22 protein-coding genes and 1 tRNA gene are annotated in these 26,471 nt (G+C 65.7%); 17 read left to right on the top strand and 6 right to left on the bottom strand.

Features of this window, described 5'->3' with window-relative positions; genetic code table 11:
• Positions 1-106 precede the first annotated feature (106 nt).
• From JQ639_RS23945 to JQ639_RS23965, 5 genes are all read left to right on the top strand, one after another.
• Positions 107-1,747 carry a rhomboid family intramembrane serine protease gene (locus JQ639_RS23945; protein WP_211967602.1) on the top strand — a complete coding sequence of 547 codons (1,641 nt, stop codon included), beginning with the start codon at positions 107-109 and terminating at the stop codon, positions 1,745-1,747.
• A 100-nt stretch (positions 1,748-1,847) separates the two neighbouring features.
• On the top strand, positions 1,848-2,561 hold the full coding sequence (locus JQ639_RS23950; RefSeq protein ID WP_249123293.1) for a GNAT family N-acetyltransferase: 714 nt from the start codon (positions 1,848-1,850) through the stop codon (positions 2,559-2,561).
• A gap of 204 nt (positions 2,562-2,765) precedes the next feature.
• Complete coding sequence (locus JQ639_RS23955; protein WP_211967600.1) at positions 2,766-3,362, top strand: SH3 domain-containing protein; 597 nt, start codon at positions 2,766-2,768, stop codon at positions 3,360-3,362.
• A gap of 278 nt (positions 3,363-3,640) precedes the next feature.
• Positions 3,641-4,945, top strand: coding sequence for a zinc ribbon domain-containing protein (locus tag JQ639_RS23960; RefSeq protein ID WP_211967598.1), 1,305 nt, complete (start codon positions 3,641-3,643; stop codon positions 4,943-4,945).
• A gap of 740 nt (positions 4,946-5,685) precedes the next feature.
• Positions 5,686-5,762 (top strand) — tRNA-Arg (locus JQ639_RS23965).
• A gap of 84 nt (positions 5,763-5,846) precedes the next feature.
• Here JQ639_RS23965 and JQ639_RS23970 read toward each other — a convergent pair.
• Entirely contained in the window at positions 5,847-6,545 is a 699-nt protein-coding gene (locus tag JQ639_RS23970; protein WP_211967596.1) for a GntR family transcriptional regulator, read from the bottom strand.
• 194 nt (positions 6,546-6,739) lie between these two features.
• Here JQ639_RS23970 and JQ639_RS23975 point away from each other — a divergent pair, with 194 nt between their 5' ends.
• The 7 genes from JQ639_RS23975 to JQ639_RS24005 all read left to right on the top strand — a co-directional run bounded on the left by JQ639_RS23975 (position 6,740) and on the right by JQ639_RS24005 (position 16,708).
• A complete protein-coding gene (locus tag JQ639_RS23975; RefSeq protein WP_211967594.1) occupies positions 6,740-7,648 on the top strand; it encodes a dihydrodipicolinate synthase family protein in 909 nt (302 codons plus the stop codon).
• Positions 7,649-7,756: 108 nt separating this feature from the next.
• A complete protein-coding gene (locus JQ639_RS23980; RefSeq protein ID WP_211967592.1) occupies positions 7,757-9,067 on the top strand; it encodes an MFS transporter in 1,311 nt (436 codons plus the stop codon).
• A 280-nt stretch (positions 9,068-9,347) separates the two neighbouring features.
• Positions 9,348-9,605, top strand: coding sequence for a hypothetical protein (locus tag JQ639_RS23985; RefSeq protein WP_249123292.1), 258 nt, complete (start codon positions 9,348-9,350; stop codon positions 9,603-9,605).
• Positions 9,606-9,854: 249 nt separating this feature from the next.
• Positions 9,855-12,179, top strand: a complete 2,325-nt coding sequence (locus tag JQ639_RS23990; protein ID WP_211967590.1) for a xanthine dehydrogenase family protein molybdopterin-binding subunit — start codon at positions 9,855-9,857, stop codon at positions 12,177-12,179.
• Positions 12,180-12,368: 189 nt separating this feature from the next.
• Positions 12,369-12,989, top strand: a complete 621-nt coding sequence (locus tag JQ639_RS23995; RefSeq protein ID WP_211967588.1) for a hypothetical protein — start codon at positions 12,369-12,371, stop codon at positions 12,987-12,989.
• Between the two features lie 234 nt (positions 12,990-13,223).
• The gene (locus JQ639_RS24000) at positions 13,224-14,846 is read left to right on the top strand and encodes an inorganic phosphate transporter (RefSeq protein ID WP_211967586.1); all 1,623 of its coding nucleotides are present in this window, start codon (positions 13,224-13,226) and stop codon (positions 14,844-14,846) included.
• Positions 14,847-15,082: 236 nt separating this feature from the next.
• The gene (locus JQ639_RS24005; protein WP_211967584.1) at positions 15,083-16,708 is read left to right on the top strand and encodes an FMN-binding glutamate synthase family protein; all 1,626 of its coding nucleotides are present in this window, start codon (positions 15,083-15,085) and stop codon (positions 16,706-16,708) included.
• 13 nt (positions 16,709-16,721) lie between these two features.
• Here JQ639_RS24005 and JQ639_RS24010 read toward each other — a convergent pair whose 3' ends face one another.
• From JQ639_RS24010 to JQ639_RS24025, 4 genes are all read right to left on the bottom strand, one after another.
• Entirely contained in the window at positions 16,722-17,075 is a 354-nt protein-coding gene (locus tag JQ639_RS24010; RefSeq protein WP_211967582.1) for a VOC family protein, read from the bottom strand.
• A gap of 74 nt (positions 17,076-17,149) precedes the next feature.
• Positions 17,150-19,120 (bottom strand): carbohydrate porin, encoded by a 1,971-nt coding sequence (locus JQ639_RS24015; protein WP_211967580.1) that lies wholly within the window; start codon positions 19,118-19,120, stop codon positions 17,150-17,152.
• Between the two features lie 359 nt (positions 19,121-19,479).
• Positions 19,480-19,746: a hypothetical protein gene (locus tag JQ639_RS24020; RefSeq protein WP_211967578.1), complete on the bottom strand. Its 267-nt coding sequence runs from the start codon at positions 19,744-19,746 to the stop codon at positions 19,480-19,482.
• 147 nt (positions 19,747-19,893) lie between these two features.
• Positions 19,894-20,721 carry a creatininase family protein gene (locus tag JQ639_RS24025; RefSeq protein ID WP_211967576.1) on the bottom strand — a complete coding sequence of 276 codons (828 nt, stop codon included), beginning with the start codon at positions 20,719-20,721 and terminating at the stop codon, positions 19,894-19,896.
• 186 nt (positions 20,722-20,907) lie between these two features.
• Here JQ639_RS24025 and JQ639_RS24030 point away from each other — a divergent pair, with 186 nt between their 5' ends.
• From JQ639_RS24030 to JQ639_RS24050, 5 genes are all read left to right on the top strand, one after another.
• A complete protein-coding gene (locus JQ639_RS24030) occupies positions 20,908-21,927 on the top strand; it encodes an ABC transporter substrate-binding protein (RefSeq protein ID WP_211967575.1) in 1,020 nt (339 codons plus the stop codon).
• A gap of 5 nt (positions 21,928-21,932) precedes the next feature.
• Positions 21,933-22,748, top strand: coding sequence for an ABC transporter ATP-binding protein (locus tag JQ639_RS24035; RefSeq protein ID WP_211967574.1), 816 nt, complete (start codon positions 21,933-21,935; stop codon positions 22,746-22,748).
• 71 nt (positions 22,749-22,819) lie between these two features.
• Complete coding sequence (locus JQ639_RS24040; protein WP_249123334.1) at positions 22,820-23,581, top strand: ABC transporter permease; 762 nt, start codon at positions 22,820-22,822, stop codon at positions 23,579-23,581.
• Positions 23,581-24,552 carry a 2-hydroxyacid dehydrogenase gene (locus tag JQ639_RS24045; RefSeq protein ID WP_211967572.1) on the top strand — a complete coding sequence of 324 codons (972 nt, stop codon included), beginning with the start codon at positions 23,581-23,583 and terminating at the stop codon, positions 24,550-24,552. The genes JQ639_RS24040 and JQ639_RS24045 overlap by 1 nt, the downstream gene beginning before the upstream one ends.
• A 2-nt stretch (positions 24,553-24,554) precedes the next feature.
• Positions 24,555-25,274, top strand: coding sequence for an AprI/Inh family metalloprotease inhibitor (locus JQ639_RS24050; protein ID WP_211967571.1), 720 nt, complete (start codon positions 24,555-24,557; stop codon positions 25,272-25,274).
• A 27-nt stretch (positions 25,275-25,301) separates the two neighbouring features.
• Here JQ639_RS24050 and JQ639_RS24055 read toward each other — a convergent pair whose 3' ends face one another.
• Complete coding sequence (locus JQ639_RS24055; RefSeq protein WP_211967570.1) at positions 25,302-26,360, bottom strand: class I SAM-dependent methyltransferase; 1,059 nt, start codon at positions 26,358-26,360, stop codon at positions 25,302-25,304.
• Positions 26,361-26,471 lie beyond the last annotated feature (111 nt).

Consider the following 26,471-nt stretch of genomic DNA (forward strand, 5'->3'; position numbering starts at 1 on the left):
TCAGGCTTTCCGCGTCGCGCGTTTGGTGTAATCTGCCGCATATTCAATTTTGTGCTGACTGCGATGCTCCCGTGCGGGCGTCGCCATTTTCATCGGGATGTTTTTGATGTCGGACAGTGATGGACCGGAGCTTCACGTGGAAAGCCCGGTGATGGTGGCGGACACGTTCTGCACATATCTCGCCAGGCAGCTTGTCGCGAAGAAGGGCTACCAGATCGCGCATGTGCCGGAGGCCACCGGGCTGGTGCTGGCCAGCGACGTCGTGCTGACCATGTCGGATGGATTGACGCTGAACATCGTCTGTCTCATCGATCGGCAGGCGCATCCGGGCCGGGAGTTCGCGCTGTCTGTCGAGGATGTCCGTGAGATCGGCAACGGCTGCCTGCACTACACCGGCCGCATCAACGGCGCGAAGATGCCGCTGTCGATCACGATCGTCGAGGTCGGGCCGCCATCGCCGGGGCAGGAGCAGCGGCTGCGGGCCTTCAAGCGGAAGTGGCGGGCGAAGGTCATTCCCGCCGCGATAGCGGTCGATCCGGCGTCCGGGCGCGTCTGGTGCTCGCATCGTCCGCTGATCAGGTCGGTCGGGCTCGCCGGCTTCATCGAGCGTCTGCTGTCGTCGCCGCGCGAAGCGGATGCCGACCTCGTGCCGCGCACGGTGGAGACGGCGCCGAAGGCGTTTCCCGTCCTGACGGTTGCGATTCTGGCCGTGCTGGCCGCGATTTTCGCCGCCGAAATCAAGTTCGGGTTGGGCCCTCTGACTGGACCGCTGCAGCCATCGATCGCGACCCTGGTGGCGATGGGCGGATTGGCGCGATCGCTGGTCTTCGCAGGCGACTGGTATCGGATGCTCTCCGCGCCATTCCTGCACATCGATATCACGCATCTCCTGCTCAATGGCCTCGCCCTGTTCGTGGCGGGGCGCCGATACGAACATCTGGTCGGGCGGCTCTGGTTCGGACTGGTCTACGCCGCTGGAGCGGTGTGTGGATCGGTGGGATCTTTGCTGTTCAATGACGCCATGATCGTCTCGGTCGGCGCATCCGGCGCGATCACCGGGCTGTTCGCCGCCATGCTGGTGACCAGCCGGCATTTTCCGGCGGGGCCGCTGCGAACGGCGCTGCAGATGACTGCGATCTATGTGTTGATTCCGGCGTTGCTGCCGCTCACCGGCGTGCTGAATGGCAAGAAGGTCGACTATGGCGCTCATTTCGGCGGTGCCATCGGCGGCGTGGCGGTCGGGCTGTTGATTCTGGCCGTCTGGTCGTCGGCCTCGCCGCTGCCGGGCGGCCGCAGGATCGCCGCGGCGATCGCCTCCGCGTGCGTGCTGGTGTTGGCCTATCCAGTGATCGGCGTTGCGCGCAACTACCAGCGCGCTGCCCTGGTGACGCAGTTCATTCCTGTTGAGCGATATCCAAAGAACGCCGCGGAAGTCGCTGCGAGAGCGCAGGACCTTGCGCAACAGTATCCGCGCGATCCGCGCGCGCATCTGATGCTGGCCGGGCGCCTGTTCGATCTCAACGATCGTGCCGGCGCCGAGCGGGAGGCGCGTGCCGGGCTGGCGGAAGAGGATGTCTGGCGGCCCTATCTGCCGATGGTCGCGGTCCCGCTCAGGGCGATGCTGGCAGCCTCGCTCGACGAGGCCCGCCGCGGCGAGGCGCTGACGCTGGCGAGGCCGGTGTGCGATGAGGCCCATGATGGTCCCGTTCGCCGTCTGCTCGACACGCGGCATCTGTGTGGCAGCTAGAACGCGATCGTTCGATCGCAGCGCGGAGCCTGACTCTATTTCCAATCGTTTCCTGTTGTCGCTTTTTAGTGTCCGTTGATTGCTGTGCTCCGCGCTTCGCTTGGCGCTGAACCGTCGGCTCCGTACGCTTCGATTCGCCCAGCCGTTCGGCAGGGTGAACGTGGACAGCATGCCGACGATGATCTCCGAACGTGCGCGCGCGAGAGCGCGCACGGCACCGCCCGATGTGAAGCCTTGCGCGATCCGGCAAGCGACGGCTGACGATGTTCGCACGATCGCGAAGCTGACATATCTTGCTGGTGGCGAGACGTTTTTGTTTCTGCTGCGCGAGCTCGATCCTGTGGCCGAGCCGCTGCGCGTCTATCGCGACATGATCGCGGCGCCGACCGGCATGATGTCGTATCGCAATTGCGTGGTGGCGGTGTCGCGCGGGCAGGTCGTCGGCGCGGCGAATGCATTTCCGGCGGGCGTGATCGCCGAGGGCATTGACCGGGAAACCCTGACCGAGCGCGAGATGTTGTTGTGGCCGCGCACCGCACTCAATGATCCCGACAGCTATTTTCTCAACGACATCGCGGTCGCCCGCAGCCACCGGCGACACGGCATCGGCGCGGCCCTGCTCCGGGCCGTCGTCGACGACGCGCGGCGTCAGGCGTTTCCATCGGTGACGCTGCATGTCTGGGCCGACAATGCCGGCGCGATCGCGCTCTATCGCCGCTTTGGCTTCACCGAGGTCGGCCGGGCCGAGATTCCCTGGCACGCGGAATTGCCGCACACCGGCGGCAGCCTGCTGCTCAGATTGTCCTGTTCTTAGCGGTCGCACCGGTTCGCCGGACTGGATCGCTGGACGCTTCTCGTTCCGTTCAGGGGCAGGGCGCTTCGGCAGCGAAGCCGGCTGCGCGCGGCATCGCTCATCGATGCGCCATCATCCGGCGAGATGCCATGTGAACGAATCCCTCCGTTCGAACGACAGTCTCTTGCGCGGCGCCCGGTTGCAGGCACGGCAAGAGGAGGCACCATGCGTGCGAGACTGTTCGAAGCGATGGCCGTGGGGTTCGCCGTCGGCTGCGGCGCCGGGATGGCGCGCGCAGAGCCGACGGTCGAGACCGCGGGCGTGACCGCTTGCGCCATTACCGGCTGGTCGAGCGACAGCGATCCGGCCGGCCTCAATGTGCGGGCGGCGCCGCGCGCGGATGCGGCGATCATCGGCCGCCTGCCGCCGCCGGAGCGGCAAGGCGACGACGTCTACGCGGCGGAGTTTCGCATCATCGGCAGTCGCGCCGGCTGGCTGCTGGTCAAGGATGCCAGGGTTGTCGACTATGGCAGCGGCAACGGGGATCGACCGGTGTTCGCCGGACCGGGCTGGGTATTCGGCGACAAGGTGCGTTTCACGATCAACCGGCCCGAACTGCGCGGGGCGCCGAAGGTGGAGGCCGCGGTATCCGGCAAGCTCCAGTCGCGCGACGGGACGGGCGGCCCGGACTCCGCCATCATCGACCACGTCCACGGCTGCTCCGGGGCTTATGCCGACGTGACGGCGCACATGGAGCACGAGCCATCGCGCCGCGGCTGGGTGACGGGGATCTGCAGCAACCAGGTCACGACATGTCCGTGACAGCGCCGTCGCGCGGGTAGCGTTAGGCTTCCGGTTCGTCGACGGTTGCTCGATGCCTGTTTTGCGTACGACGTTTCTCCGTTTCTCTTCGGGGCATCGGGAGGAGGCCGAGAAGACGGAAGGTAAGAACTGCGATTTTGGTGTCCTGGTGGTAATCAGACGATGGTGGTCGTGCGCTTGTCTCCTCTCAAATCTCAAAGAGGAGCCCGCATTGAGCTGGAAATTTCTGCAATTTATCCTTATAGGTTGAGTATCCTGGCACGATCAAAGTGGCCCTGATGACCGATAGTCAGCGCGCTGTTGTTGAGGCTTCGCGGCAGGTCGACTGCCCGCATTGTGATGCGAAAATAAGTCCCGTTGCTCGCTTCTGCGATAGCTGTGGGCTTGCAATACCGACCGAGGCGTCCCGAATTGACGATTTTGTCGAGCAGCTTCTCGACAAGAAATTGAAGAAACATCTGAAAGATCGAAATGTTGTAGAAAACGAAGTATCTGAGCATGTTTCTGCACGCCTGATGGGGTGGGTAGATCGCGTTCAAAAAATATCTAAAATTTCTCTCGCGGTGATTGTTGCCGTCTTCTTGGCCGCCTTCGGCGCTTTAGGGATTGGATGGGGAAGTTTCCATCAAGCGATCGCCGACGGACGCAAAGAGCTGGATGCATCTCTCCAAAAGGCCGGAACATTTAATAGAGATGTAGCTCAGGCTCTCAGTCAATTTGGAAAGATCGAGACTCGTCTCGGAGAAATGGACACTCGTCTCGGAGAAATGGAAGCTCGTCGCGATAATCTTGCGGCAAAGATGGATGCCTTTGAAGGACAGATAGGCGTCTTCGAAGCTAGGTTCAAGTCGATCTCAGATCGCTTGGCCATCGCCGAGGAGCAGCAAGAGACGCTCGATAAGAAATTGCGGGAAATGTCTTTTTCGGACGTCCTGCCACGCTATGCCAGATATCTGGACAGGATTGGTTTTAAGAACATCGAACAGGATATCAGGCCAGTTTACTACTCTGAAGATAACCCGCTTCCCAAGACTGTAGGGCCGTCCAGCGAAGTGAATGCGTTCTACAGCGATCACACCCTTTATATTCATAAGAACCTGAGGGCCGACCAACCGATCGTGGTGCGCGAATATACGGAACATGCACTGCTGGCGACGCTGCCGGATGGCGGGCATCGCTCTGAAGTAGAATCGGCTCTGGCCGATTATTTTTCCGCGAGCTTTTTCAATGATCCTCGTATTGGAGGGGCTGTATCCGGGAGAGAGTTCAAGCGTTCGACGCCGTATCTCCGGACGCTGACCGACGACAACAGAAGCGACGCCAAGAAACGGTCCCCCCAATCTGGAAGATCCGAGAGAGGAGAGGTGTGGGGCCGGGCATTCTGGCAGTGCCGCGGCTACAAGGACGCGGGTGTCGCAGACAATATCCTGTTCGAGGCATGGAAGGTTGCGGCGCCCGTGAACGACGATGACGCTCCGTTGAAGAGTTTTGCGGGCAAGGTGATCGAGCTTGCGCACAAGCACGACGCGCGACTGGCCGAGTGCTTCACAGTGCAGTTTCGGAGGCGCAGTCTACCCCTGTAGCAGTGGTCTTCATTGCGATAAGATTCAGTCTAATGATTGTGGGACGTCGTAAGATATGGCGAAAGCACTTGTCTCAGTGCGTTTGTCCTTGCACTTGGCTTCGCCGAATTGACGTGAGACGATAGAACGCAATTTGTCGTATTCCGGTTTGTGAGCCGATTGATCACGTTCTCAAAAAGATTGTTGCGCTTCGTGATTGTCATGATTTTTGGGGAATAAGCATGCGCGGGTCCGTTTTTCTGATGGTCGTTGTGACGCTCGGCAGCTGGTTTGGAGCTCCCGTATACGCTCAAATCGTAGACCCGACACCGATCGAGCCGCCAGTTGGAAGTCACGTGACTGGGCCAGAGAACTATGGCCACAAGGGAGGGCCGAGGCCCAAGCCGAGGAAACACCAGGCGCGCCCATCTGCACTCGAACTCTCGTATAGAAAACCATATGGAATTGCTGCGGGTCTTCTTCCCTACGGGGAGGTTAGAACCATCGACACGCCGTACGGCCAGGTTACTTGTCGAGGCGGTAATACTCTTCCGCTGGGTGGGGGAGCTGGCTCTGGTACTGGTAATACGCCGCGCAGGTGTGCATTTGGCTCGGTTGCACCGTTTTGAATGTGGCCCCGGGAACGAGCTTCAGGGCAGTCATCGCCGTTCCAATCTACACCGATCGCGAAGGGCTGGTGGGGGTGCGAGCCTTCTGCTAGAAGGGCGCGCTTGGCGGGCATCTGTCGCCTGTCGCGCGCCGGTCCCGTAGCTCAGCCGGATAGAGCGACGGTTTCCTAAACCGTAGGTCGGAAGTTCGAGTCTTCCCGGGATCGCCATCTCTCCATTTTCAGGACTGATCGCGCCAGTCGTTGTCCGCCCCTTGGGGGCCCCGGCTGCGATGCCGTCTGGCGGCCGCTTCGCTAGGCCGCGTCGGCGGCGTGACGGTCCTTAATCGCGGCCAGCAGGTTGCGGCCGGCGGACAGGATGTGGCGCCGGAGGTAGGGTACCGCACGCTCCGCGTCGCGTTCCTCGCACAGCCGCAGGATCTCGCGGTGCTCGACCTCGGCGTCCGCCACCGCGCCGGTCAGCAGCAGCTGCAGGCGGATGTAGCGATCGGTCTGCAGGTTGATGCCCTGCACCACCGCCAGCGTCTGCACCCGGTTGGCCGGCAGATACAGGCTGCGGTGAAACTCCCAGTTCAGCCGGCCCCATGAACCGACATCCTCGCGGTGATAGGCCTCCTCGAGCTGCGCGAGCACCGACCGTGACAGCGCCAGATCGTCCGCAGTGGTGTTCGGCAGCGCGCGCCCCAGCAGGTCGCATTCCAGCGCGGCGCGCAGGTCGAACAGCTCGCTGATCTGCTCGCTCGGCAGCGAGGTGACCACCGCGCCCTTGTGGGTCGTCAGCTTGACCAGGCCAGAGGCTTCGAGCTGGCGCAGCGCTTCGCGCACCGGCATGCGGCTGACGTCGTATTCGGCCGCGATCGTCTCCTGCACCAGCGGGTCGCCCTCCCTGAACTCGCCATTGAGAATGCGCTCGCGAAGGGATTCCGCGAGCGAGTCCGGCAGGCTCTGGCGTTTGATCCGGTGTGCTTTCGGGGTGGGCAGTCGGGGCGACATTTCTGTCCATCTGATCGGTCGGGCCGCCGACGTGGCGGGGTAACGGCCTGGAATTGCAGCGATATTCTCAAACCAAATTCTATCACGGCGGCGCCCGCAATTGAAGCTGGACATCGGATTTTGTTCGATTGTAGATTGGATCCAATCATAAAGCGGACACAAAGTGGGTCCGCACGAGGAAAGGATGCTGCGCGATGACTGTCTGGAAGGGCGTTTTCCCTGCCGTCACCACCAAGATGCGGGAAGACGGCACCGTCGACCTGAAAGCGACGCAAGCCAGCATCGGCAGGCTGATCGACAGCGGCGTCTCCGGCGTGATCGTGCTGCCGATGCTCGGCGAGAACGCCTCGCTCCGCCCCGAGGAACGCGAGAGCGTCATCCGTGCCGCGGCGGAAGTCGTCGCCGGCCGGGTGCCGCTGCTGTCCGGCCTTGCCGAGATCTCGCTGGACGCGGCGACCGCATCCGCCCGCGCCTATGAACGGTTCGGCGCCGAGGGGCTGATGGTGTTTCCGAGCCTCGGCTACAAGACCGACCCGCGCGAGACCGCGGCCTGGTACAAGGCGATCGCGGCGTCGATGGCGCTGCCGATCATGATCTACAACAATCCCATCGCCTACGGCGTCGACGTCACGCCGGCGATCCTCAAGGAGCTCGCCGACACGCCCTCGATCATCTGCATCAAGGAGGAGACCGGCGACATTCGCCGCGTCACCGACATGTATGTCGAGCTCGGCAACCGCTTCCAGATCTTCTGCGGTGTCGACGACCTGATCGTCGAGAGCATGGTGCTCGGCGTCACTGGCTGGGTCTCCGGCATGACCAATGCATGGCCGCGGGAATGCGTCGCCATCTTCAATCTCTGCGCCCAGGGCCGCTTCGCCGAAGCACTCGGGCTCTACCGTCTGATGACGCCGGCCTTTCACCTCGATACCCACGTCAAGCTCGTGCAGTACATCAAGTTCGCCGAGCATCTCGTCTATGGCGCGCCGGAATGGACGCGTGCGCCGCGCCTGCCGCTGGTCGGCGAGGAGCGGACGCAGGTTTCGGCGGTCATCACCCGCACCATCGCGGATCTGCAGGCCTACGCGCGCCGCGCGGCCTGACGTCGCCGCGCGTGGCGACCAACGATCCGACGCCAGTTGCGGAGGGACGCACCGCGCCCCTCCGGCCATCAAGGATCGGGAAAAGATCAGACAATCGGGGGAATGAACATGAGCAGCACGACCAATGTGGAGGCGGCCGTCGTGTCGTCCTCCGTCGGAGACGGACTGAAAGCGAAGGTCCTGTTCGCGACCCTGACCGGCAGCGCGATCGAATGGTTCGACTACTTTCTCTACGGCACGGTCGCCGGTCTCGTGTTCAATCGGCTGTTCTTTCCGAACTATGATCCGGTGGTCGCGCTGCTGCTGGCCTATCTGTCGTTTTCGCTGCCGTTCTTCGTGCGTCCGTTCGGCGGCTTCGTGTTCGCTCACATCGGCGATCGCATCGGCCGCAAGAAGACCCTGGTGCTGACGCTGTCCTGCATGGGGATTGCGACCTTCTTGATCGGTCTCCTGCCGGGGTATGACAGCATCGGCGTCTGGGCGCCGATCCTGCTGGTGACGCTGCGGGTGATTCAGGGGCTCGGCATCTCCGGCGAGTGGGGCGGCGCTTTGTTGCTCGCCTACGAGTATGCGCCCGAGAACCGGCGCGGCTTCGCCGGCAGCATCCCGCAGATGGGCGTGCCGCTCGGCATGCTGCTGGCGACGCTGGCGATGACGCTGATGTCGATCCTGCCGGACGCCGAGTTCATCGCCTGGGGCTGGCGCGTGCCGTTCCTGCTGAGCGCCGTGCTGGTGTTCCTGGGGCTGTGGATCCGCAACGGGATCGACGAGACGCCGGATTTCCAGAAGACCAAGCAGACCGGCAACGTGGCGAAGATTCCGCTGGTCGACACCGTGCGCTATCACTGGCGCGAGGTGCTGATCGCGACCGGGGCGAAGGTGGTCGAGACGGCGCCGTTCTACGTCTTCACGACCTTTGTCGTCGGCTACGCCACCGGGACGCTGAAGTTCGAGAAGGTCACCGTGCTCAACGCGATCACCGTCGCGTCACTGGTCACGGTGTGCATGATCCCGATCATGGGCGGGCTGTCGGATCGTATCGGCCGCAAGAAAGTCTTCCTCGCCGGCACCGTGCTGATGGCGGCGTTCGCATTTCCCTACTTCTATCTTCTCGACATGCGCCAGCCCTGGAGCATCACCCTCGCCACCATCGTCACCGTCGGGCTGATCTGGGCGCCGATCGTCGCGACCCTCGGCACGTTGATGTCCGAGATCTTCTCAACGCGGGTGCGCTACACCGGTATCACGCTGGGCTCGCAGATCGGCGCGGCGGTGGCCGGCGGCACGGCGCCGCTGGTCGCCACCTGGCTGCTCGGCGCGTTCAACGGCAACTGGGCGGCGATCGCGATCTACATCATGCTGTGCTCGGTGGTGTCGTTCATCGCGGTGTCCTGCGTCGACCGGCGCAGGGCGAACTAGCCGCGCACGGACGGTCTTTCGGCAAAAGGGTCCGGCGATGCCGGGCCCTTTTTTTGTCAGGTGCGCGCGTGCGGGACAGGTCGCCGGGCGGCGGGATGTTCAGGTGATACAACCGGGCACAACCTGCGGGCGAAGTGCGGCGCAAAAAATCCATGCTTTGGCCAGTTTCGGGCGGTTCTGTCGGGAGATGGCGACCGTCGGACCGCCCGCTCCGGGTACCCACCCGTGGGGCCATCGGGTAGGATGACGGTCTTCATCACCTGTGATTTTGAGGATCTTCATGACGCATTCATCGCCGTCGTCCGTTCGCCTCGCCGCTCTGCTCGCCGTCACACTGTCCTTTGCCGCCGTGTTCGCGGCTGCGCCGGCCGGCGCGCAGGACGATACCCGCAAGGCCCAGGAGCGCGCCTGCTCGCGTGACGTCTCACGTCACTGCCGCAAGGTGATGAACGACGGCGACATGGCCATCCATCAGTGCCTGATCGAAAGCCGAGACAAGCTCAGCCCCGCCTGTCGCAAGGTCGTGGAAGGGCACTGAATCCCCGCCCGGTCTCCACCGGTTACGGCGCGGTGACCTCGATCCCGCTCGTCCCGGAGCAGACTTGCCGGTTGCGTTCACGCAGCCGTCGCAATACATCGACGCGACCCGGTTCTGACCGGCGTCGCCGTCGCTGTGTGGCCAAATTTCGCCAGATGGCATGCGGCGCCATCCGCCGTGATCCGCATCGTGAAAACGGGCGGGCCGACGGGCCGCGGGCGCGGCCCGGCTTGCGAGAGGAATGATGCGATGAATATTCTGCCGAAGGAGTTGCGGTTCGGGGCCGGCCAGCCGGTTCGCCGGGTCGAGGATCAGCGCCTCGTCACCGGGCATGGCCGCTACGTCGACGACATCGCGCATGCCGACGCGCTGTGGCTGGTGCTGCTGCGCTCGCCGCACGCCCACGCCCGCATCGTTGCGATCGACACCACCGCCGCCCGCGCCATGCCGGGCGTGGAGGCGATCTATACCGGCGCAGATCTCGTCGCCGACGACATTGGCGCGCTGCCGACGCTGCCGGTGTTCAAACGGCCCGACGGTTCGCCGATGACCTTCCCCGAGCGCCGCCTGCTCGCCCACGAGGTGGTGCGTTTCACCGGTGAGGCCGTCGCCGCTGTCGTCGCCACCTCGCGCGCGGCGGCGCAGTCCGCCGCGGAGGCGATCGCCGTCGACTATGACGTGCTGCCCGCCGTCACCGACCCGCAGGCTGCGATCGCGCCGGGGGCGCCGGCCGTGTGGCCGCAGGCGCCGGACAATATCGTTGCCGCCACCAGCTATGGCGATGCCGCGGCGGTCGAGGCGGCCTTCAAGGCGGCGGCCCATGTGGTGTCGCTCGACGTCGTCAGCCAGCGTCTGGCGCCGGCCGCGATGGAGCCACGCTCGACCATCGCGGAGGTCGATGCCAAGACCGGCCGCCTGACGCTGCACATGCAGACGCAGACGCCGACCACCACGCGCGACACACTGGCGGACGCCGTGCTGAAGCGCCCGAAGGAGAGCGTGCACGTTCTCGTCGGCGACATCGGCGGTGGCTTCGGCCAGAAAACCGGCGTCTACCCGGAAGACGGCGTCGTCGCCTATGCGGCCGTCAAGCTCAAGCGCAAGGTGCGCTGGCGCGGCGACCGCACCGACGAATTCCTCGGCGGCACCCATGGGCGCGACCTGACGTCGACCGCCGAATTCGCGCTCGACGCCAAGGGCCGTGTGCAGGCGTTCCGCGTGCGCTCGATCGGTGGCACCGGCGCCTATCTCAGCGGCACCGGGGTGCTGATCCCGCTCATCCTCGGACCGTTCGTCGCCACCGGCACCTACGACCTTCCGCTCATCCACATCGACGTCAAGGCGGTGATGACCAACACCGCGCCGGTCGGCGCCTATCGCGGCGCGGGGCGTCCGGAGGCGGTGTACATCGTCGAGCGGCTGATGGACGCCGCCGCGCGGCAGATCGGCATGGATCCGCGCAAGCTGCGCAAGATCAACTTCGTCAAGCCCGGCCAGATGCCCTACCGCACGGCGACCGGCCAGACCTACGACAGCGGCGCGTTCGCCCACATGCTCGACCGCGCCTCCGATCTCGCCGACTGGGACGGCTTCGCCGCGCGCAAGCGCGCCGCCAAGGCCAGGGGTCTGCTCTATGGCCGCGGTCTTGCCAGCTACATCGAATGGACCGGCGGCACCGTGCACAACGAAAAGGTCAGCCTGCACGCCACGGCCGACGGCCATGTGGTGCTGCATTCTGGCACCCAGGCGATGGGCCAGGGCCTGGAGACCGCCTATTCGCAGATGGTCAGTGCCGCGCTCGGCATTCCCATGGACAAGATCCGGGTCGTGCAGGGCGATACCGACCTCGCGCAGGGGTTCGGCAGCGTCGGCTCGCGCTCGCTGTTCGTCGGCGGCACCGCGGCCGTGGTGTCGGCGACCGATCTGATCACCAAGGCGCGTGAGAACGCGGCCAACGTGCTGGAGGCCGGCGTCGGCGATATCGAATACAGCGGTGGCTGGCTGACCGTCGCGGGCACCGATCGCCGCATCAGCCTGTTCGAACTCGCCAGGCGCGAGAGCGGCGGCCGTCTCAGTGTCGACAGCGAAGGCAAGGTCGACGGTCCCAGCTGGCCGAACGGCAGCCATATCTGCGAGGTCGAGATCGATCCGCAGACCGGCATCACCCGCGTCGCGCGCTACACCACGGTCGACGACGTCGGCGTTGCCGTCAATCCGATGCTGGTCGGCGGCCAGATCCATGGTGGCGTCGCCCAGGGCATCGGCCAGGCGCTGTACGAGGGCGTGGTCTACGATTCCGATGGCCAGCTGCTGACCGCGACCTATCAGGACTACTGCATTCCCCGCGCCGACGACGTACCCAACATTCAGGTCACGCTGGACGAATCCGCGCCATGCCGCACCAATCCGCTGGGATCGAAGGGGTGCGGCGAGTCCGGCGCGATCGGTGGTCCGCCGTGCGTCGTCAATGCAGTGATGGATGCGCTGAGCGCGGCGGGGGTGGCGAATCTTCATGCGCCGCTGACGCCAATGAAGGTGTGGTCCGCACTGCAGGCGGCCGCTTCGCAGGGGTAGGATCGGTTGCGCATCTCCGGCCGTGGCTCGCCGCGGCCGGACACGCATGGTGCGGCGGCATGATCACTTGCTTCTCAACGCAGGCGAATCATCTATAGCTGTCGCCTGCGCGTTGCGCGCCATTGACATTTGCTGCACAAGCCAAGCTTTCCTGCCTCCGATTTCAGATCCTGGGCGCCGATTAGCCGCATGCAAGTCCAGACATCGCACATCAGCATCGTTCGTTCGATTCGTCAGGTCAGCCTGGTGCGCGACTGGTTTCGTGCACGCGCAGGCGCAGCGCTGCCGGCCATCACAAGCTTCGAGCCGAACGAGCGCGCGGGTGATGCGCTGGATCTTCTGCTGTGCGGCGTGACCGCCGATGGCGAGAGGATCGATATCCACTGTCTGAAAGGCGGCGAACGGGTCGGCGTCATCTATGATGCGGTGCTGGCGGGCCGCCCGCTTCGGGATTGTCTCGATCCGGCGATGGCGAGCGCCGCGCTGCCGATCTGGAATGCCTGCGTCGTCGCGAGGTTGCCGGTCTACACCATCGTAGCCGTTGCCGATGCCGATGGCTGCCCGGTGACCATCGAGCAGGTGTTGTTGCCCTATGCGGGGAGCGGGAACACGGCGGAGTTCATCGTCGCCTCGACCCATGCCTGCAGCACCGAGGGGCGGTTCTCGCCGCGGGGGCTGATGCGGGTGAAGGACCGGGCGCCGCCACATTGGGCGGTGATGATCGATCCGGCGGCCGCGGCCGTGTCACGCCCGGCCGCGGCCGGGCCCGGATCCGCTGCTGTCGAGCAGATTGACATGGACGTCATCTAGGGCGGCTCAGCCGAAGCGGCCGGCGCTGACGGACGACTATCGCTTGGGGGGACGACGCCTGGCGAGGCTACGTGTGGCGTTGCATCGGCCGTCAGAAACGTTCAGACATCAAATTGTCCTGTGCAGCGCAACCGCTTGAATCCGTGCGCCGCGGCGGCTTTTTTCCGTTTCTGTCATCGAGGTTTCAACAGCACCGGTCAAGTTTCCCCCAGTACCATTAACTGGGGCCTCACCATGAGCGATGTTGCGTTACCCGGCTCGATCGAGCCTGCCTTGCAGAAAGGGCCGGATCTCGATCGCGGCTTCCACCCGCTGACCGGCGTCATCTATCTCGGAGTGGTCGCTGCCGCGCTCCTGTTCGTGGCCTACAGCATCTATGCCGACGTCGACGCGACCGGCGTGAAGGTCTCGAGCCTGCTGCCCTACATCATGCTGTTCGTCGCGCTGCTGATCGCGCTCGGCTTCGAGTTCGTCAACGGCTTCCACGACACCGCCAACGCGGTGGCGACCGTGATCTACACTCGCTCGATGCCGGCGCATGTCGCCGTGGTGTGGTCGGGCATGTTCAATCTGCTCGGCGTGCTGCTGTCCTCCGGCGCGGTCGCGTTCGGCATCGTGTCGCTGCTGCCCGTCGAGCTGATCCTGCAGGTCGGCAGCGGCGCGGGCTTCGCCATGGTGTTCGCGCTGCTGATCGCCGCGATCGCGTGGAACGTCGGCACCTGGTATTTCGGCCTCCCGGCGTCGAGCTCGCACACGCTGATTGGCTCGATCATCGGCGTCGGCATTGCCAACGCGCTGATGCATGGCCGCAGCGGCACGTCTGGCGTGGACTGGTCGCAGGCCACCAACATCGGCAAGGCGCTGCTGATGTCGCCGCTGTTCGGCTTCGCGCTGGCGGCGGTCCTGCTGCTGATCCTGCGCACGGTGCTGCTGCGCGCGACCCCGGCTCTGTTCGCCGAGCCGAAGGGCAACGAGCCGCCGCCGATCTGGATTCGCGGCATCCTCGTCCTGACCTGCACGCTGGTGTCGTTCTTTCACGGCTCCAACGACGGTCAGAAGGGCATGGGCCTGATCATGCTGATCCTGATCGGCACCGTGCCGACCGCCTACGCCCTCAACCGTGCGCTGCCGGCGAGCCAGACCGGGCAGTTCGTGCAGACGTCGGCCGCGGCGAGCAAGGTGATCGAGGGCAAGGCTGCCGGCTACAATGTGCTCGGCAACCCGCGTCCTGCCGTCACCAACTATGTCGCCGCCCACCAGATCAACGAAGGCACGTATCCTTCGCTGGCGGTGCTGGTGCGTGACATCAGCCAGCAGGTCAGCCAGTACGGCTCGTTTGCGAAGGTGCCGGCCGATGCGGTGGGCAACACCCGCAACGACATGTACCTCGCCTCCGAAGCGGTCCGCTTCCTGATGAAGGACAAGGAGAGCGAACTCAGCGCTGCCGACGTCGCCGTGCTCAACACTTACAAGGGCGAACTCGACGCCGCGACCAAGTTCATCCCGACCTGGGTGAAGATCGCCGTGGCGATCGCGCTCGGCCTCGGGACTATGGTTGGCTGGAAGCGCATCGTGGTGACTGTCGGCGAAAAGATCGGCAAGACCCACCTGACCTACGCCCAGGGCGCCTGCGCCGAGATCACGGCGGCGGCGACGATCGCGGCTGCGGACGGCTACGGCCTGCCGGTCTCGACCACCCACGTGCTGTCGTCCGGCATCGCCGGCACCATGGCGGCCAACGGCTCTGGCCTGCAGTGGGCGACGATCCGCAACATCGCGCTGGCCTGGGTGCTGACGCTGCCGGCTGCGATGCTGCTGTCGGGCAGCCTCTACTACGTGCTGTATCACGTGCTCTGACCGGCGCTTCGGCGTGAACACCGGAAAGCCGCGCAGTCGCTGCGCGGCTTTCTGCATTTCAGCGGCGGCGGGCGGCAAGCAGGTTTGATGCAGTGCGTCACGGACCGGCGTCCTGCCGGGCCGCATCATGGTGTATAAGTTTCATCCCGGTTCGAGAGCGGGCGGCCGCAAGGCCGGGGCTTGAGGGTATCCGCCGCAATGGCGGGCCTCCGGCCAAGCCAGGAGACGAGGTTGTCATGGATACACTGATGCTGCCGTTCACGCCGCGCTTCATCATCCTCACGATCTGTTCGGTCGTGACGGCGCTGCTGCTCGGCATCGGCCTGTTCGATCACAAAGCGTTCGATGTCGTGCTGCTGCCGCTGGTCGTATTCGGCGCGCTGACGGCGCTCGGCGTCCGCGACCTGATCCAGAAGCGGCATGCAGTGCTGCGCAACTATCCGATCTCGGCCCATATGCGCTTCCTGCTGGAGGAAATCCGGCCGGAGATGCGGCAGTACTTCTTCGAGAGCGAGAAGGACGGCAAGCCGTTCAGCCGCGACATCCGCGCCGTGGTCTATCAGCGCGCCAAGATGGATCTCGACAAGCGGCCATTCGGTACCCAGAATGACGTCTATCAGGAAGGCTACGAGTGGATGCACCATTCTGTGGCGCCGAAGCCGATGGCGTCGGAGAAGTTTCGCATCACCATTGGCGGCCCCGACTGCACCCAGCCCTATTCGGCCTCGATCTTCAACGTCTCGGCGATGAGTTTTGGCGCGCTCAGCCCCAATGCGGTGCGGGCGCTGAATGGCGGCGCCAGGAAGGGCGGCTTCGCCCAGGACACCGGTGAGGGCGGTTTCAGTCCCTATCACCGTGAGATGGGCGGCGATATCATCTGGGAGATCGGCTCCGGCTATTTCGGCTGCCGCACCGCCGACGGCAATTTCGACCCGGACAAGTTCCAGAAGCTCGCGACCATCGACCAGATCAAGATGGTCGAGCTGAAAATGAGCCAGGGTGCCAAGCCCGGCCATGGCGGTGTTCTGCCGGCGGCCAAGGTGTCGCAGGAAATTTCCGAGATTCGCGGCGTGCCCATGGGACAGGACTGCATTTCGCCGCCCTATCACAAGGCGTTTTCGACGCCGATCGGCCTGATGCAGTTCATCGCCGAGATGCGCCGCCTGTCAGGCGGCAAGCCCGCCGGCTTCAAGCTGTGCATCGGACATCCCTGGGAGTTTCTGTCGATCTGCAAGGCGATGCTGGAGACCGGAATCTATCCCGACTTCATCGTCGTCGACGGCAACGAGGGCGGCACCGGCGCCGCGCCGCTGGAGTTCATGGACAACCTCGGCATGCCGATGCGCGAGGGCGTCAACTTCGTGCACAATGCGCTGATCGGTATCAACGCGCGCGACCGCATCAAGATCGGGGCAGCCGGCAAGATCGCTACCGCTTTCGACATCGCCCGTGCCATGGCCATCGGTGCCGACTGGTGCAATGCCGCGCGGGCCTTCATGTTCTCGATCGGCTGCATCCAGTCGCTGAGCTGCCATACCGATCGCTGTCCGACCGGCGTGACCTCGCAGGACCCGACGCGCAACCGCGCGCTCGTGGTGCCGGACAAGCTGGAGCGCGTCTACAACTATCACCACGCCACACTGCATGCGCTTGCCGAGCTCACCGCGGCCGGCGGCTTTGCCCATCCGCAGGAAATGCTGCCGATGCATTTCTCGCGCCGGGTGTCGGGCGTCGAGGTGATGTCGTTTGATCATCTCTACCCGTCGCTGCGGCCGGGCGAGCTGATCAACGGCACCGATGATGCCCGCTTCAAGCGCGCCTGGGCGATGGCGCGGGCGGAGACCTTCGCGGCGGCGAATTGAGGGCGCTCGCCGGTCAGCCGGCGTGGGCAAGGATGTTGACGAGGCGGCCAAACGGGTCGCGGACATAGAACCGGCGGACGCCCCAGGGCTCGTCCGCCGGGCCGTATTCCAGCGGCAGGCCTGCGGCCATGACGCGCGCCAGGGCGGCGTCGAGATCGTCGACCTCGATCGACAGGTCGGGTACCGCGGTGCCGGAGCCGCCCTCGCTGGCGACGCTGACCTGCACGGTCATGGCCTGAGCCGAGCCGTAGGTCGCGATCCAGCCATGGTCCATCAACAGGTCGAGGCCGAGCACGTCATGGTAGAACGCGCGCGCCCGGGCGACGTCGGGCGTGCCGATATTGGCGACGATGCGTTTGACGCGCATGGCAGGCTTCCTGTCACGAGAGAACCGGATGGCTTCCGTTTAGGATGCGAGGCTGCCGCGCTCAAGCGCGCCGGTCAGAACTCGGCGTGCACACGCCCTGAAAAGATCGAGGCCGGGCCGCGATCGGCGTTGTAGGCGGGATTGACCACCAGCTGATAGTCCGCCGTCAGGGTCACGCTCTTGTTGAGCGCGTAGGCGTAGTAGGCCTCGACGATCTGCTCGGGCCGGTAGTTGAGCGCGCCGTCGCCGATCAGCAGGCCATTGCCGCCGGCGGCGAGGAAGTCGCGGTGGGCCCGCGACAGGCCATTGATGGCGCCGCCGATGCCGACGGTATCGGCGCTGCGGCCCCAGTAGCTGCCCTTGATCGAAACACCGCCGGACAGGCTCTGGTCGATGTCGGTGAACGACAGGATCTCGTTCTGGCCATCGTTCCAGCTCAGGCGGGCGAACACGCCGATGTCGGTCGCGACCTGCTGCTCGCCATTGATGTAGAAGCCGTACTTCCAGCGCTCCTGACGAATGCTGAGCATTGCGTCGTTGATGGCAATCGTCGGGTCGGCCGCGGTGATCGCCATCGCCTGGTTGTAGTTGCCGGTGGTGCCGCGATTGGCGAACACGCCGAGCCGCAGTTTGCCCGGCTGGCCGAAGATCGTGTGCCGCTCCTCGAATTCGGCGACGGTGCCGGCGCCGTTGAAGGTCAGGCTGTCGCTGTTGGGCGCGGCCGGGACCTGGAACACACCGGCGCGCAGTGCCCAGTCCTTGCGATTGAGCTCGACCACGGCGCCGCGGGTGAAGCCGGGCAGGTCGGCCGGGAAGTCGTAGGCGGCGGAGGCCCACATCGCCCAGTTCATGAAATCGGCGCGCGGGTCCTTGGCGTAGGAGTTGCCGTCGAAATAATCGCCGACCGCGAAGCGGCCGACGGTCACCGTGATGCGGTCGATATCGCGCTTGCCGGCGAGCTGCATCGGGCCGTCGGAGACGTCCTCCTGTTCGCCGCCGAGGCCGAAAGTCTGACGGAAAAAGTAGCGCTGCGGTCGGAACTTGGGATATTCGGCGCCGCCCTTTTGCGCCTCGCCATTGGAGAAGCCGGCGATGCCGAGCGTGCTGCCGATGCCGAAGCCCTGTGCCAGTTCCGGATTGAAATAGAGCTCGCCGCCGTCCCACAGCCGCCAGCCGAGGAACGCGTCGGCGGTCCAGGTGTCGCGGCCAAGGCCGCCGCCGGGCAGGCTGTTGCTGCCCTGGTAGGGCGAGCGAAACGCAGGATAGCCCTGCATGATGCCGGTGGTCTGGCCGTGGATCGTCCAGTTGTCGTTGTCGGGCAGCGCGCCGGCGGTGCGGGTCGGGGCCCACAGCGGTCCGTCCCACAGGCGGTAGTTCAGGCCGACCTTGACCATCTGCAGCTTCGGGTCGACCCGCGTCGCGGGGATGCCATCGAAGCTGTAGGTCTTGGCGCCGAGATCGATGTAGCTGTACTCGACCTTGCCGCTCCAGTTGCCGGACAGCGCCACTTCGATGCCGGCGCCGGCAGTCCAGCCGTACTGCTGGTGCGCCCTGCGGTCGACGCCATCGCCGTTGGCGTCGTTGATCGAGACGACCGTGCGCCCCCAGGCGAGGCCGGCGGTCAGATAGGGCAGCCATGTGCCGTAGGCGTAGCCGACGCGGCCGCGAACAGTGCCGATATGATCGAGCGTGGTGTTGAACGGCGCCGGTGTGAGCTTGGTGTGGTCGATCGGGGCCACGAACGAGATATCGGCTTCCGCGCCCAGCACGATGCGGTTGGGAAGCTGCAGGTTGCCGCCGACCTGGAAGCCGCCAGTCATGCCGGTGGTGCTGTGGGGAAAGAACACGGCCTGCAGCGGCACGGCGTTGGTTCCAGCACCAAGGCTGCCGCCGCCATAGCCGACCTGGCCGCCGACATAGAGGCCCGTCCAGTCGAAGACACGCGCCACCGGGGTCGACTTCACGGGCATGGAGCCGAGGTCAGCGGCCGTGGCGGCCTCGAGGGACAGGGCCGAAAGCGCGATGCCGGCAAGCAGGGTCTTCATCGTCTCTCGGGGCCGTCGGTTCAGCTTGGTCGCGGGGTCGTCAGGCTCTCCTCTGGCACAGACCACCCCCTCACGCCATCGAGGCCGGAAGGCGTCACAGCGGAATTTCGTGGGGTGAGCCATGCCCGCAACAGCACCGGACCGGTGGAGGCGGCCGCCTGGCCGTCGCGGGCATCAGGCCGGAAGGCCGGAGGAGAGCCGCTCCCGACATGCCATGGATTTGCGACAGGTATGTAACAGCGATGGCGGCGACGGGCGCCCGAAAAAGGATGACCCGCCCGGGGGGACAACCGGGCGGGTCGGGTACGACACGGGGTGGATGAGGCGCCCGTGCCGGACGCAGATCCACCGAAAATCCGTCAGCCGCAGGTGCGGACGCGGCCGATGTAGTTGCCGTAAGCGTCGTACTGGCGGACCCAGCCGCAGCGGCGATAACCGTAATAACCGTCGTAGTAGGGGCCGTTGGCGACGGCCGCGCCGACCGCTGCGGCACCGATCACGCCGGCGGCGATGCCGAGGCCGAGCCCGAGACCGCGGGCTTCGGCAGGCCGCGAGGTGGCGGCGATGCCGCCGGTCAGGGTGAGAGCGGTGAGGGCGAGGGCGGCAATTTTGGTCTTGAGCGACATGATGATCTCCATCCGGTGTTGGGGGCGCCCCCGTGGGGGTGCATGCCCGTTCGTCGGACACCCGGTGCTTCGGGTTCGACCTTGCGGATGAAGAAAATTGCTGTCGATCGATCGAACCGAAGTTGGGCCTCGAACGACGCTGAAGGCTCAGAGCAGCGGTTGGGGCACGTTGCGCAGCGCGGCCATGTCGAAGCGGGCGACGTCGGCGAGCAGCTCGCAGAACGCGCGCGCGCCATGCTCGATCAGCTGCGCGCCCTTGTCGGCGGACGCCTGCGTGGCGTCGCCCGCCGCGCCGCAGGGATTGAGATCCTGGGCCTGCCAGGCGAACGGCGCGGGCCGGTGTGTCGACAGCCAGCGGTAGCGTGCCTCGAAGTCGAGGCTGGCGGGGCGGAAGTCGGCGATGCGCTCGCGGCGCACCTGGTCCGGGTAGGCGGCGAGCATGATCGAGGTCTCGATGGCGCCGCCATGCACGCCATGGCGCACCTCCGCCTCGCTGAACAGCCCTGCGGGCTGACCGAAGCGATGCCATCCGGTGGTGACCGCGAGCAGGCCGTGCTGCGCGCGCAGGTCCTGCGCCACTACGGACATCGCGGCGCTGTTGCCGCCATGGCTTGTCACCATCACCAGCTTGCGCAGGCCGGCAGCGGCGATGCCGGCGCCGAGCTCCATCCATGAGCGCAGCGCCGCGGTGGTCGACAGCGACACGGTCTGCGGAAAGTCGATGTGTTCGGTCGACAGGCCGACCGCCTGTACCGGGATGAAGGTCGCGGGAATCTCCGCCGGCAGCAGTGCACGGACACGGGCGAGGAACGCCTCGGCGATCAGCGTGTCGGTCTCGATCGGCAGGTGCGGGCCGTGCTGTTCGGTGGCCGCGAGCGGCAGCACCGCGATCCAGTCGGCCGTCGCGCCGGCCGGCAGCTCCCCCCAGCGGATGGCAGTCCAGTCATGGGGCGGCAGATGGGCGGGGCTGGTCACGGTCGCGGTCCGGTGTTGTCTGGGCGTTGGTGCTTTCTACACGAAGGTGGCCCCGAGGGGGACACCGTCGTGGGCCGGCGGCGCTCCGGGCCGGCTATTTCTTTGGACCGCATTGCAGGGTAGCTTGCGGGCCGTCATCGGCCACGCCATGGCCATTCCTCGAAGACCCGCCCACGGAGCCCACTGATGAGACTTGCTGCGCTGTTTCGTGCCCTGACTGTTGGTCTTGCGGTCCTGGCCTCGCCGGCGCTGGCGCAGACGCCGGCCAAGCTCGACAAGGTGTCGTTCGGAACCAACTGGGTGGCCGAGGCCGAGCATGGCGGGTTCTTTCAGGCGGTGGCCGACGGCACCTATGCCAGCTATGGCCTCGATGTCACCATCGTCTCCGGCGGTCCCAACATCAACAACCGCATCCTGCTGGCGTCCGGCAAACTCGACTTCTTCATGAGCGCCAATTCGCTGCAGTCGTTCGACGCGGTCGCCAACAACGTGCCGGTCATCGCGGTGGCGGCGATGTTCCAGAAGGATCCGCAGGTGTTCCTGGCGCATCCTGACGCCAAGGTCAGCAAGATCGAGGATCTCAAGCCGCTGACGCTGTTCGTCTCCAAGGAAGGCATGCAGACCTACTTCCAGTGGATGAAGTCCGAATACGGCTTCAGCGAGGGCAACGTGAAGCCCTACACTTTCAACGCCCAGCCGTTCCTCGCCGACAGGAAGAGCGCGATGGAGGGCTATGTCACGTCCGAGCCGTTCGCGGTCGAGAAGCAGGCCGGCTTCAAGCCGACGGTGATCGAGCTCGCCGACTACGGCTTCAATACTTACTCGACGCTGATCGAGACCCGGCGCGATCTCGCCGAGAACAAGCAGGATCTGGTGCAGCGCTTCGTCGATGCCTCGATCGTTGGCTGGTACAACTATCTCTATGGCAACAATCGCCCGGGCAACGAGCTGATCAAGAAGTTCAATCCCGACATGACCGACGAACTGCTGGCCTATTCCGTCGCCAGGATGAAGGAATACGGCATCGTCGATTCCGGCGACACGCTGAAGGATGGCGTCGGCGCGATGAGCGATGCGCGCATGGCGAGCTTCTTCGACAAGATGGTGCGTGCCGGCGTGGTCAAGCCGGATCTCGACTTCAAGAAGTCCTACACGCTGCGCTTCGTCAACAAGGGCGTCGGCCTCGACCGTCGTCCCAGGAACTGACCGGCGTGGCATCCGATCCGGCGGCCGGCGGCGCCGCAGGCGAAGGCGGCCTGCCGGCGGAGATCGCGGTGCGCTTGCGTGGGGCGGCCAAGGTCTACGACAACGGCGTGCAGGCGCTGTCGGCGCTCGACCTCGACATTCGCCGCGGCGAGTTCGTGTCGCTGCTCGGGCCGTCGGGCTGCGGCAAATCCACCGCGCTGCGCCTGATCGCAGGCTTGAGCCGGCCGAGCGGCGGCATCGTGCAGGTGGCTCGCCGGGCGAATACCGGGAGCCATGCCATCGGCTTTGTCTTCCAGGAGCCGACGCTGATGCCTTGGGCCAGCGTCGCCGACAATGTCCGTCTGCCGCTGCGCCTCGCGCGGCTGCCGCGCGCGGACACCGAAGCCCGGGCGCGCGAAGCGCTGGCGCGGGTCGGGCTCGCTGATTTCGCCGATGTCTATCCGCGCGAGCTGTCGGGCGGCATGAAGATGCGGGTGTCGCTGGCGCGCGCGCTGGTCACCGATCCGGACATCCTGCTGATGGACGAGCCGTTCGCCGCGCTCGACGAGATCACGCGCTTTCGCCTCAACAACGATCTGATGGCGCTGTGGCGCAGCCTGCGCAAGACCGTGGTGTTCGTCACCCACTCGGTGTTCGAGTCGGTGTACCTGTCGCAGCGGGTCGTGGTGATGACATCGCGTCCGGGTCGGATCAGCGCCGAGTTTCGCATCGTGGCGCCGGAGCCGCGGCTCGAGGAGTTCCGCACATCGGCGAGCTATGCCGCGCAGTGCCGCGAGGTGTCGGCCGCGCTGGCACGCGCCAGCAATGAGGGCGGCGCATGAGCGCGCACGATCGTTCATCGGCGGCGGGCGCCGGGGTGGCAGGGCCAGGGCATGCCGGCCGCGCGCTGCGCATGCTGCTGCCCGTGCTGATGCTGGCCGTCGTGGTCGGCCTGTGGGAGGCGGTGGTGCGGATCAACGCCATTCCGCCCTATGTGCTGCCCAGTCCCGTCAACGTCGTCACGACGCTGATCCAGGACTGGAACCTGCTGTTCGGCTCACTGCTGGTGACGCTGGTGACGACGCTGGAGGGCTTCGTCGCCGCGGCGGTCGGCGGCATCCTGCTGGCGCTGCTGTTCAGCCGCTCCAGCTGGCTGGAATACGCGCTGCTGCCCTATGCGGTGGTGCTGCAGGTCACACCGGTGATCGCGATCGCGCCATTGCTGCTGATCTATCTGCCGCAGCCAGTCGCGGTGGTCGCCTGCGCCTGGATCGTGGCGTTCTTTCCGGTGCTGTCCAACACCATGCTGGGCCTGAAGTCGGTGGATCGCAATCTGGCGGGGCTGTTCGCGCTTTATGGCGCCTCGCCGTTGCAGACCCTCGGCCTGCTGCGGCTGCCGTCGGCGCTGCCCTACATGCTGGGCGGCCTGCGCATCGCCGGGGGGCTGTCGCTGATCGGCGCGGTGGTGGCCGAAATCGCGGCAGGGTCGGCGGGCGCCGGCTCGGGGCTTGCCTACCGCATCGCAGAATCGAGCTATCGCCTCAACATTCCGCGGATGTTTGCCGCACTTTTGCTGCTCTCGGTCGCCGGCATTGTGATCTATATGATGCTCTCGCTGGCCTCGTATCTTGTGCTACGACGCTGGCACGAAAGCGCGCTAGGAAAGGATAGCTGATGACCGCCGCGAAGACCGACGTCCTGATATATGGGCAGCCCAAGAAACTCGTCACGGAAGGCTTGAGCGAGTCGTTCACGGTGCATGCCGCGGAAAGCCACGGCGATCTCGGCCGCATCTCTCCGGCGGTCGCCGAGCGTATCAAGGCCGTCGCGGTGACCGGCCTCGTCAGCGCCGACCGGGCGATGATGGACAAGTTTCCCAAGCTCGAGATCATCTCCAGCTTCGGCGTCGGCTACGATCATGTCGACTGGGCCCATGCCCGCGATCACAACATCGTGGTCACCAACACGCCGGACGTGCTGACCGAGGAGGTCGCCGACGTCGCCATGGGCCTGCTGCTCGCGACCCTGCGCGAGTTCATCCGTGCCGACCGCTTCGTGCGTGCCGGCCAGTGGGCGACGCAGAATTATCCGCTAACCGTCGGCTCGCTGCGCGGCCGCACCGTCGGCATGGTCGGCATGGGCCGCATCGGCCAGGCGATCGCGCGCCGCCTCGAGGCGTCGCTGGTGCCGGTGGTGTATCACTCGCGCAACCCGGCGCCGGGCGTCAGCAACAAGCACTATCCCAATCTCGTGGAGATGGCGAAGGCGGTCGATACGCTTGTTGTCATCACCCCCGGCGGGGCGTCCACCGCCAAGATCGTCAACGCCGAGGTGATCGACGCCCTTGGTCCCAACGGCGTCATTGTCAACGTCGCGCGCGGTTCGGTGATCGACGAGCCGGCGCTGATCGCGGCGCTGAAGGCGGGCAAGATTCTCGGCGCTGGCCTCGACGTGTTTGCCAACGAACCGAATGTGCCGGACGAGCTGCGCGCGCTGCAGAACACCGTGCTGCTGCCGCATGTCGGCTCGGCCTCGATCGTCACCCGCAATGCCATGGACAAGCTGGTGGTCGACAATCTCAAGCTCTGGTTCGACGGCAAGCCGCCGCTGACCCCGATTCCGGAAACCCCGGTCAAGGGCCGCTGAGCATGGCGCAGGCCGCGACGCGGGCGATCCGGTGGCAGCGGCCGTTGGCTGGTGCACTGGTGCTGCTTGCGCTCGCGGCTGCGCCGGTGCGTGCGGAGGATGCGCAGGGGCTTGCGCACGACATGGTCGGCCAATGGGAACTGGCGACCGCGGAGCGCAGCAAGACCTGTGTCGTGACCCTCAAGCCCGATGCGGCAAGCGGCGGCGCGATGAAGCTCGACCTCGAGAAGGGCTGCGCCGAAGCGCTGCCCTTCACCCGCGAGATCGTCGCCTGGAGCATCAAGGGCCTTGACATCGTCCGCCTGCAGGATGCCAGGGGACAGCCGGTGATCGATGTCACCGAGGTCGAGAGCGGCATCTTCGAGGGCCAGCGCACCGGAGAGGGCGTCTATCTCCTGCAGAACCTCGCCGCGGCGCGGGCGCTCTCCAAGTCCACGGACCAGTTGATCGGCGACTGGTCGATGGTGCGCGGCAACGACCGCGCGATCTGCAGCCTGACCCTGACCAACACCGAGATTACGCCGGACAATTTCGCTGTTTTCCTCAAGCCGCGCTGCGATTCCGCCGTCGCGGCCTTCGCGCCGGTGAGCTGGCGGCTGGAGCGCGGTGAGCTGCAGCTGATCTCGGCCAAGGGCGAGGTCTGGCGTTTCGAGGCCGACGACAACGCACAGTGGCGCCGCGTGCCGGACAGCGTCGACCCGCTCGTCCTGATCAGGCAGTAGAGCCGGCGATCGCCGTTGCAGCGCGCCTCAGGCGCGGGCCTCGAACACCATGTTGAACGGTGTTTCCGCGGCGCGCCGAAAATGCGTGAAGCCTCCGGCGGTGACCACCTGCCGCAGCCGCACCTCGCCGGCCTGGGCGCCGAGACCCATCCCGATTTCCTGGGCCAGCGAGGCCGGCGTGCAGATCATGGTGGACGCGGCGTAGTACACACGCCCGACCGGATTGAGGTTGGAGGCAAGATGATCATGGGCGAACGGCTCCACGATCATCCAGCGCCCCCCTGGCGTCAGCGCCTCGTGCACATGGCGGGCCGCGCCGATCGGGTCGCCCATGTCATGGAGGCAATCGAAGAACGCGACGAGGTCGTAGTGGCCGGGAAACGTCTTGGCGGTGGCGATGTCGAAACGGGTATTGCCGGCGACGCCGGCCTCGGCGGCGGACTGGCGCGCGCGCTCCACCGATGGCGGATGATAGTCGAAGCCGGTGAAGCGGGATTTCGGGAACGCCCGCGCCATCACGATGGTCGATGCGCCGTGGCCGCAGCCGACGTCGGCGACCTCCGCGCCCCGCTGCAGCCTGTCGACGACGCCATCGAGCGCGGGCAGCCAGGACGACACCAGATTGGCGTTGTATCCGGGCCGGAAGAAGCGCTCGGTGCCGCGGAACAGGCAGGCGCTGTGATCGTGCCAAGGCAGGCCGCGGCCGCTGCGGAAAGCTTCGGCGACCTTGGACTCGTCGAGCCACAGCGATGCCAGCACCTCGAAGGCGCCGGCCATGAAGGCCGGGCTGTCGTCGTCGGCGAACACGGTCGCCTGCTCGGGATTCAGCGCGAACGTGTCGGCGTCGCGGTCGTAGTCGACATAGCCAGCGGCGGCCTGGGCCGCGAGCCATTCGCGGACGTTGCGCTCATAGGTGCCGGTGCGTTCGGCGAGCTGCCTGGAGGTCATGGGACCTGCGTCCTGCATGGCCTTGTAGAAGCCGAGACGATCGCCCAGCACCACGAGGGCGCCGGTGGCGATGCTGCCGAGATCGCCGATCATGCGACCGAGAAAAGCGTCGAGCCTGGTTGGATCCGGGGGCTGCATTGCGTTCTCCATGGCGAGGTGGAAACACGATCGTGAGTCCGGCCGCGCGCATGGGAGGTTCGCAGTTCGTCCGACGGATGGGCTCCGTCTTTCGGTGGTGGCAGCGGGGCA

This window comes from Bradyrhizobium sp. U87765 SZCCT0048, assembly GCF_018131225.1.
Classification (GTDB): Bacteria; Pseudomonadota; Alphaproteobacteria; order Rhizobiales; family Xanthobacteraceae; genus Bradyrhizobium_A.